The organism is Actinomadura formosensis NBRC 14204 (genome assembly GCF_001552155.1).
In the GTDB taxonomy this organism is placed as follows: domain Bacteria; phylum Actinomycetota; class Actinomycetes; order Streptosporangiales; family Streptosporangiaceae; genus Spirillospora; species Spirillospora formosensis.
This window is the reverse complement of record NZ_BCQQ01000187.1, coordinates 1-8,352: the sequence shown is the minus strand read 5'-3', so window position 1 is coordinate 8,352 and position 8,352 is coordinate 1. Positions and strand designations below refer to the sequence as shown.

Here is an 8,352-nt window from a genome sequence, read left to right as displayed (position 1 = left end):
CATCCACCGGCCGCTGAGCCGCCGCTCGTGCGGCACCGCACCCACTGACCGCGTAGCGCGTTCCTTCCCGGGCACCATCACGCCATCGCGTTCACGCGGCGGGGTGCGATGGGCGACGCTTGGTGCCGGTATTGCCGTCACGTAACCCGCCGCCCTGTCTCACCGGGCGTACTTACGTCCGTGGCGGTTATGTCTTGCGTCACACCTTCCTGGAGGAGGAGAGATGACGCGATGGCCGAAGCTCCCCGAACTCGCCCGGGAGATGACGGCGGAGTTCGCCGGCACGCTGATCCTGATCCTGTTCGGCGTCGGCGTGGTCGCGCAGGTCATCGCGGGCGGGCCCGCCCTCGGCGACCACGACAGCATCGCCTGGGCGTGGGGGGTGGGCGTGACGCTGGGCGTGTACGTCGCCGCCAGGATCAGCGGTGGGCACATCAATCCCGCGGTGACGCTGGCTCTCGCCGTCTTCAAGGGATTCCCATGGCGCAAGGTGCTCCCGTTCTGGTTCGCGCAGACGCTCGGGGCCTTCGTCGCCGCGCTGATCGTCCGGTGGGACTACACCGAGATCCTGCACAAGTTCGATCCGGGCCTGACCATCAAGTCGCAGTTCGTGTTCTCCACGCTGCCCGGCAACGGCTCGCTGCCGGTCGGCACCTGGGGCGCGTTCCGCGACCAGGTGATCGGCACCGCCATCCTGCTCTTCCTCGTCCTCGCCCTCACCGACGTGCGCAACGCGCCGCCGCTGGCGAACCTGGCCCCGCTCATCATCGGGCTGGTCGTGGTGGGGATCGGGATGGCGTTCGGCAGCGACGCCGGGTACGCGATCAACCCGGCCCGCGACTTCGGGCCCCGGCTCGCCCAGTACCTCACCGGATACGAGAGCGCGTGGCGGGACCAGTACGGGAATTTCTACTTCTGGGTGCCCATCGCCGGGCCGCTGATCGGCGGCCCGCTCGGGGCCGGCCTCTACATCCTGCTCATCGGGCGGAACATCCCCGAAGAGGAGGAGGGCACCGGTATGACTGAGCCGAGGCCGGAATACGACGTTTCCTGACGGGGCCCGGCCCCGCCGGCAGAAAGGGAGAGCCATGGCCGACTTCGTCGGAGCGCTCGATCAGGGCACGACCAGCACCCGCTTCATGGTCTTCGACCACGGCGGCAACGAGGTCGTGCGCCACCAGCTGGAGCACGAGCAGATCCTGCCGCAGAGCGGCCGGGTCGAGCACAATCCGACCGAGATCTGGGAACGGACCCGCGCCGTCATCCAGTCCGCTTTGAACAAGGCGAACCTGAGCCATGGCGACCTGGCCGCGTTCGGGATCACCAACCAGCGGGAGACGACCGTGGTGTGGAACCGGCGCACGGGGCGCCCGTACTACAACGCGATCGTCTGGCAGGACACCCGCACCGACCGCATCGCGTCCGCGCTCGAACGCGACGGCAGGGGCGAGACGATCCGGTACCGCGCCGGCCTGCCGCCCGCCACGTACTTCTCCGGCGGCAAGGTCCAGTGGATTCTGGAGAACGTCGACGGCGTCCGGGAGGCGGCCGAGAACGGCGAGGCGATCTTCGGGAACATCGACACGTGGGTGCTGTGGAACCTCACCGGCGGGACGGACGGCGGCGTCCACGTCACCGACCCCACCAACGCCAGCCGCACCATGCTGATGAACCTGGAGACCCTCGACTGGGACGAGGAACTCCTGTCGTTCTTCGGCATCCCGCGCCCGATGCTGCCCGAGATCAGGCCGTCCTCGGCGCCCGAGCCGTACGGGACGACCCGCGCGGACGGCCCGCTCGGCGGCGAGGTGCCGCTGACCGGCATCCTCGGCGACCAGCAGGCCGCGACGGTCGGGCAGGTGTGCTTCGCACCCGGCGAGGCCAAGAACACCTACGGCACCGGCAACTTCCTCCTGCTCAACACCGGGGAGGAACTCGTCCGGTCCAAGGCGGGGATGCTCACGACCGTCTGCTACAAGTTCGGTGACCAGCCGGCCGTGTACGCGCTGGAGGGGTCGATCGCGGTGACCGGGTCGGCGGTGCAGTGGCTGCGCGACCAGCTCGGCATCATCTCCGGCGCCGCGCAAAGCGAGGCACTGGCCCGGCAGGTCGACGACAACGGCGGGGTCTACTTCGTGCCCGCCTTCTCCGGCCTGTTCGCCCCCTACTGGCGCTCGGACGCCCGCGGCGCCATCGTCGGCCTGTCCCGCTACAACACCAACGCCCACCTGGCCCGCGCCACCCTGGAAGCGATCTGCTACCAGTCCCGCGACGTGGTCGAGGCCATGCGCGGAGACTCCGGCGTCACCCTGGACGTACTCAAAGTCGACGGCGGCGTCACCGCCAACGAACTGTGCATGCAACTACAGGCCGACATCCTGGGCGTCCCGGTCTCCCGCCCCGTGGTGGCCGAGACCACCGCCCTGGGCGCCGCCTACGCCGCCGGCCTGGCCGTCGGCTTCTGGAACACCACCGACGAACTACGCCAGAACTGGAACGAAGACAAACGCTGGCACCCCACCTGGACCGACGAACAACGCAGAACCGGCTACACCGGCTGGAAAAAGGCCGTCGAACGCACGTATGGCTGGGTGGAGGTCGACTGAGAGTGCGCCTGCCGGGGGCGGGGGCGTCCTCTCGTCCCCGGCGGAGGCCGTGCGCTCACCCCTCCGCCAGCAGGCCCACGCGGAGCCGGTCGAGGGTGGCGCGGAGCAGCCGCGAGACGTGCATCTGCGACAGCCCGATCTGCTCGGCGATCTGCGTCTGCGTCTTGTTGCCGAAGAACCGCAGCAGCAGGATCGTCCGCTCGCGCTCGGGCAGGCCGTCGATCAGCGGGCCCAGCGAGTGCCCGTCGATGAAGGCGTCCAGCGCCGGGTCGTCCGACCCGAGATACTCGCCGACCGTGCCGCTCTCGCCGCTCGCCGACCCGTCCGCCGGCGCCTCCAGGGACAGCGGGCGGTAGGCGTCGCAGGCGATGATGACCTCGACCGTCTCGTCCTCGGTGATGTCCATGAGGGAGGAGATCTCCGCGGTCGTGGGGGAGCGGCCGTGCCCGCGGGTGAACTCCTGGACGGTGCGCTGCAGGATCGGCCGGAGCTCCTGGATGCGGCGCGACACCCGGATTCCCCACGTCTTGTCGCGGAAGTGCCGCTTCACCTCGCCGGTCACCACCGGGTAGGCGTAGGTGACGAACCGGTCGCCGACCTCGGGGTCGAACCGGTTGATGGCCTTCACCAGCCCCAGGTAGGCGACCTGCTGGAGATCGTCCAGGGGTTCGCCGCGGTGGGCGTACCGGCGCGCGACGCCGCGGACCAGCGGGGCGTGGATGTCGACGATGCGCGCCCGCAGCCGTTCCCGGCGGGGATCGTCCTCCGCCAGCCGGTTCATCTCCGCCAGCAGGACCTCGGTCTGGCCGTCGTCGAACCGGGTGGTCTGCGCCGATGTCATACGAAGCATCTCCTTTGCAGACGAGTGCAGACGAGGGCTGGAGGGCGATTGTTCGGTCCCGTTTCTTTACCCGTCAATCAAGGGGTCACACGGCGCGGCCGGAGACCGGGCGGGTAGACGCATGTCAGGCGGGTAACGGGGCGGTGAACCAGGAGGTGGAGCCGTGAGCACGATCACCGAATCGGTCAACGTCACCGTCCCTATCCGCGCCGCCTACGACCAGTGGACGCAGTTCGAGACGTTCCCGGAGTTCATGGACGGCGTCCAGGAGATCCGCCAGCTCGATGACACGACCCTGCACTGGACGACGCGGATCGCCGGCGTCACCCGCGAGTTCGACGCGCGCATCACCGAGCAGCTCCCCGACGAGCGCGTCGCCTGGAAGTCCCTGAACGGCCCCACCCACGCCGGCGTGGTGACCTTCCACCGGCTGGACGAGACCACGACCCGCGTCACCGCGCAGATGGAGATCGACCCGGAGGGCCTCGCCGAGAAGGCGGGCGACCGGGGCGGCGCGCTGACCCGCCGCGTGAAGGGCGACCTGCAGCGTTTCAAGACCTTCATCGAGTCGCGTGGCGTGCAGACCGGGGGCTGGCGCGGCCGGGTCGACCGTCCCGAACCCTGACCCCGCTACACTCGGAAAGGCCCCGGCGGACGGGGACGCGGCGGTGGGGCCCGCCGTGCCCGATACGGGGTGAAACCGCGGACGACGTCCGCCAACGGTCCCTACCGGTGAACGCTGTCGCTACTGGTAGGAGTACGCCCATGGCCCGCCCTCCCGTGGACCCCGATGTCGATCTGCACGTCCCGCGGCAGCGCGCCGAGCTGCGGCAGGCGCCCTGGGAGACGCTGGGGGCGATCGCGGCGGGCGGGGCGCTCGGCGCCCTCGCGCGGTACGCGGTGAGCGGCGCGTTCCCGTACCGGCCGGGGGAGTTCCCGTGGGCCGTCTTCTGGATCAACGTCTCCGGCTGCCTGCTGATCGGCGTGCTGATGGTGCTGATCACCGAGGTGGGGGGCGCGCACGGGCTGGTGCGGCCGTTCCTCGGCACCGGGGTGCTCGGCGGCTTCACCACGTTCTCGGCCTACAGCGTCGACATCCAGCGGGCCGCGGCGCACGGCGCGCCTCGGGTGGGGCTGGCGTACCTCGTGCTGACGCCGGCCGCCGCGCTCGCCGCCGTCCTGGCCGGGGTGCGGCTGACCAGGTCGCTGGTCCGCCCGCGGACGGTGGAGGACGGCGAGTGACCGTCCTGCTGGTCGCGCTGGGTGCGGCGTTCGGTGCTCCGCTGCGCTACCTGGCCGACCGGGCGGTGCAGGCCGCGCACGATTCGGTGTTCCCCTGGGGGACTTTCACCGTCAACATCGCGGGCTCATTCCTGCTGGGCCTTCTGGCGGCGCTGCCCGTGAACGGTGATGTGATGGCCTTCGCCGGGACGGGGTTCTGCGGCGCCCTCAGCACCTACTCCACGTTCGGCTACGAGACGTTCCGGCTGGCCGAGGACGGGGCCCGCTCCTCCGCGCTGCTCAACGCCGCCGCGAGCGTCGCCGCGGGCTTGGGGGCCGCCTACTGCGGCATGGTCGTCGCCGAGGCACTGCCCGCGATGTGAAGTCCCGGGGAGAAATGTGGTGCGGCCCAGGCTCGAAGGTCGGGGCACTTGGCTCCGAGCCGGCGAGTGGGCCGCGAGGTGACTGTGCCCATGAGCCCGTGTCCGTAAACCAGAAGGTGTCTGAAGTGTCACGCGAAGGGCAGGGCACCGTGCCACTCCGGCTTCGGACCGGCCGGCCTGGACCCCGACCACGCCGATCCCGCGTCCTACCCGCACCTGGTGTTCGCCTGCGGGCCGCTGCACGGCCCGCCGCCCGTGGAGGCGCCCCGGCACGTTAAGAACTGGACATAACGGGCAGTTCCTGCATCTCGGATATGCAGGAAGGAGCGTCCGTCATGCGGCACGAAGAGTTCATCGGACAGGTCCAGAACCGGGCCCGCCTCTCCGGCATGGGCGAGGCCGAGCGGGCGACCCGCGCGGTCCTGGAGACGCTCGGCGAGCGGATCCCCGAGGGGCTCGCCGACAACCTCGCGGCGCAACTGCCACATGAGATCGGCGAGCATCTGCGGCGCACCGAGGTCTACGGCGGCCGGGGCTCGGGGGAGCGGTTCGGCCGGCACGACTTCCTGGAGCGGGTGGCGGCCCGGTCCGGCGCCGACGAGCCGCGCTCGGCGTACCTGGCGCGCGTCGTGCTGGAGGTGACCGACGAGGCCACCCAGGGCGCCGTCGCGCAGAAGGTGCGCGACAGCCTCCCCGCCGACCTGCGGGACCTGGTGGGGGCCGGGCACACCGGCTGACCCGTCCGGCCGGGACAGGGCTCGCGCCCGTACGCGGCGACGGGCCGGCACCGGCGCGCCACCTCGTGCTCGCCGGGGCCCCAGGCGGGCACATCGGCGGGCGCCGTGAGCGTGATCGTGGCGCCGGGCACCGCGCGCCGCAGCCCGCGCAGCACCAGGACGCGGCGGGCCGTTACGGCCACGACGGGTCCCGCGACGGGCAGACGACCAGTTCCCGCACCTCGCAGCCGGCGGGCTGGGAGAGCGCGAACGCGATGGCCGCCGCCACGTTCCCGGGCGGGTTCAGCTCGGCGTCCGGGCCCGGCTTGTACCGGTCGGCGCGGTCGTCGAAGAACGCGGTGTCCATCCCGCCGGGCACGATCATCGTGACGGCGACCCTCCCGGCCGTCTCGGCGGCGAGCGCCCGGGTGAACCCGACGACCCCGAACTTGGACGCGCAGTACGCGGTGGCGTCGCCCAGCGCGCGGAACCCGAGCGTGGACGCCACGGTGACGACCCGCCCCTGCGGCTCGTTCTCCAGATAGGGGAGCGCGGCGCGGACGACGGCGGCGGTGCCGAGCAGGTTGACCTGGACGACCCGCTCCCAGTCCTCGGCGGGAACCTCGCACAGCGTTCCGCACGCGTCGATGCCGGCGGCGGTGACGACGGCGTTCAGCCCGCCCGCGGCGCGCGCCAGGCCGTGCACGGCGAGTTCGGTGCGCCGCCGGTCGGCCAGGTCGGCCTGCATGTACTCGACGTCGTCCTTCGGCGGGTGCCGGTCGAGGACGAGAGGACGCCCGCCGTCGTCTGCGATCCTGCGCGCGACCGCCGCGCCGAGCCCGGAGGCGCCGCCGGTGATGAGGACGTTCATGACGCGTTTCCCTTCGTGGTCGACAACAGGCGCGTGGTGAGCGCCCTTCCAGCGGGGGAAGCAGCACGATCTCGCCGTCGTGGGCGCGGACCGTCTCCGCCTCGGGCAGCGCCGTCCCGGTGTAGGCCGTGCGCATGCCGCATCAGGACTCTCATGAGGTGGGGACCTCCTCGACCGATGCCACGATCTCTACCGCCGCGGCGACCTCGTCGGCGGTGACGGACGACAGGCAGGGGTGCCCGTCGACGGGGCAATCGCGGGCGCGGCTGTCCTTGCAGGGCGCCCGCTGGTCGCCGAGCAGCGCCAGCGGGACGCCGAACGGGGCCCACCGGGCGGCCGGCACGGTCGGCGCGAACAGCGACACGACGGGGGTGCCCACGGCCGCAGCCAGATGCGCGGGGCCGGTGTTGCCGGCGACGACGGCGCACGCGCCCGCCAGCACGGACGCCAGCTCCGGCAGCGTGGTGCGCCCGCCGAGGTCGAGACCGGCCTCCCCGGCGACGAGCGCGGTCAGTTCCTTCTCGTCCCCGTGGCCGGTGACGGCGACGCGGTGCCCGGCCGCGTCCAGCAGCCGGACCGCCTCGGCGCAGCGCCCCGGCGGCCAGGCGCGCGCGGGGACCGACGTCCCGGGATGCACCACCACGTACCCGGGCCCGCCGGTCAGGTGGCCGGTGTCGGGCAGCGGCCCCCGGACCCGCAGCCGGGTGTCGGCCGGGGACGGGAACCCGGCGTCCTCCGCCAGCGCCAGCATCCGCAGCGGCTCGGGGAGGTCGGTGTCAGGCCGGTGCCGCAGGTCGAGCAGCGACCCGGAGTAGTCCTCGCTGATGCCGCCGATCCACGGGGTCCCGGCGAGGCGGAGCAGCAGCGCCAGCGGCAGCGGCGACTGATGGAACGAGGTCAAGATCAGCGCCCGGTCGAACCCGCGCAGGTCGCGGACGAGCCGGTCGACCGCGGCCCGCTCGACGGGCACGTGGTCGGGGTCGATCCAGGGGGCGCGCCACTCCAGCACGCGGTCGACACCGGGCAGCAGGTCGGCCGCGGCGCGGCCGCGCGGCCCGCACAGCAGCACGACCTCCTCGGCGCGCCGGGCGACCGCCCGCACGGCGGGCCCGGCGAGCAGCACCTCGCCGATGTTGTCCTGGCGTGCGACGAGAACCCTCATCGGCGCCGCCCTCCGCCGAGGAGGAGATCGACGGCGTCCAGCGGCGGCGCCGTCCCCACCGCCGCGACGGCCCCGCCGCCCGCGACCAGCGCGGCGGCCGGGTCATGGAAGATCGCATTGATTCCGAGCACGCGCATGTGAGCCCCGTTCCGGCGCGGCATTCGGTGAGATGCCGATGGCTCCGTCGTAGACACCGGCTCTCGGCGGTCTCGCGCGAGTGAATCCCCTATGGGTAATTCGGCATTGCCGATAATCATGGACCTAAACGCTGAAGCCAGTAAGGTCGCCGACCGGGCGAAGTGCCAGGCAGTACGGGTACATGGAGGGCAGAGGCCGGGGACGCGCGGGCTCGTGCGCCGCACCGCCGTCATGACCCGGGGCGGGCGGTAGTCCCTCTGGCCGCCGCCGGGCGGGGCTCGCCTGCGTGCCGGAACCCGCCGTCCACCACCACCCGTCGCGGGAGGTCCGCAACCGGCTGCTGACCGCCTGGCCGCGCCGCCCGCTCCCGGCGGCCGCCCGCGCCCGTCCCGCCCACAGCCGAGGCGGCCCGGG

At 72.3% G+C, this 8,352-nt stretch carries 10 protein-coding genes; 6 read left to right on the top strand and 4 right to left on the bottom strand.

Going from position 1 to position 8,352, the window contains the following annotated elements; genetic code table 11:
• Positions 1 to 223 precede the first annotated feature (223 nt).
• Entirely contained in the window at positions 224 to 1,054 is an 831-nt protein-coding gene (locus AF1_RS30475) for an MIP/aquaporin family protein (protein ID WP_067807222.1), read from the top strand.
• Positions 1,055 to 1,088: 34 nt separating this feature from the next.
• The gene (gene glpK, locus AF1_RS30470; protein ID WP_067807220.1) at positions 1,089 to 2,606 is read left to right on the top strand and encodes a glycerol kinase GlpK; all 1,518 of its coding nucleotides are present in this window, start codon (positions 1,089 to 1,091) and stop codon (positions 2,604 to 2,606) included.
• Between the two features lie 55 nt (positions 2,607 to 2,661).
• Here glpK and AF1_RS30465 read toward each other — a convergent pair whose 3' ends face one another.
• Complete coding sequence (locus AF1_RS30465) at positions 2,662 to 3,447, bottom strand: SigB/SigF/SigG family RNA polymerase sigma factor (protein WP_067807217.1); 786 nt, start codon at positions 3,445 to 3,447, stop codon at positions 2,662 to 2,664.
• 163 nt (positions 3,448 to 3,610) lie between these two features.
• Between AF1_RS30465 and AF1_RS30460 the strand changes: the two genes are divergently transcribed.
• From AF1_RS30460 to AF1_RS30445, 4 genes are all read left to right on the top strand, one after another.
• Positions 3,611 to 4,072, top strand: a complete 462-nt coding sequence (locus tag AF1_RS30460) for an SRPBCC family protein (RefSeq protein ID WP_067807213.1) — start codon at positions 3,611 to 3,613, stop codon at positions 4,070 to 4,072.
• 140 nt (positions 4,073 to 4,212) lie between these two features.
• Complete coding sequence (locus tag AF1_RS30455) at positions 4,213 to 4,689, top strand: fluoride efflux transporter FluC (RefSeq protein WP_067807212.1); 477 nt, start codon at positions 4,213 to 4,215, stop codon at positions 4,687 to 4,689.
• Positions 4,686 to 5,051, top strand: coding sequence for a fluoride efflux transporter CrcB (crcB, locus tag AF1_RS30450; protein WP_067807210.1), 366 nt, complete (start codon positions 4,686 to 4,688; stop codon positions 5,049 to 5,051). Before AF1_RS30455 ends, crcB begins: the two co-directional genes overlap by 4 nt.
• 335 nt (positions 5,052 to 5,386) lie before the next feature.
• Complete coding sequence (locus AF1_RS30445; RefSeq protein WP_067807207.1) at positions 5,387 to 5,788, top strand: DUF2267 domain-containing protein; 402 nt, start codon at positions 5,387 to 5,389, stop codon at positions 5,786 to 5,788.
• A gap of 172 nt (positions 5,789 to 5,960) precedes the next feature.
• On the opposite strand, the gene AF1_RS30440 is transcribed toward AF1_RS30445, so the two are convergent.
• The 3 genes from AF1_RS30440 to AF1_RS34955 form a co-directional block, all read right to left on the bottom strand.
• Positions 5,961 to 6,638, bottom strand: a complete 678-nt coding sequence (locus tag AF1_RS30440; protein WP_067807203.1) for an SDR family oxidoreductase — start codon at positions 6,636 to 6,638, stop codon at positions 5,961 to 5,963.
• Between the two features lie 151 nt (positions 6,639 to 6,789).
• On the bottom strand, positions 6,790 to 7,800 hold the full coding sequence (locus AF1_RS30435) for a glycosyltransferase family 9 protein (protein WP_067807200.1): 1,011 nt from the start codon (positions 7,798 to 7,800) through the stop codon (positions 6,790 to 6,792).
• Positions 7,797 to 7,937: a hypothetical protein gene (locus AF1_RS34955; protein ID WP_157419356.1), complete on the bottom strand. Its 141-nt coding sequence runs from the start codon at positions 7,935 to 7,937 to the stop codon at positions 7,797 to 7,799. Before AF1_RS34955 ends, AF1_RS30435 begins: the two co-directional genes overlap by 4 nt.
• Positions 7,938 to 8,352 lie beyond the last annotated feature (415 nt).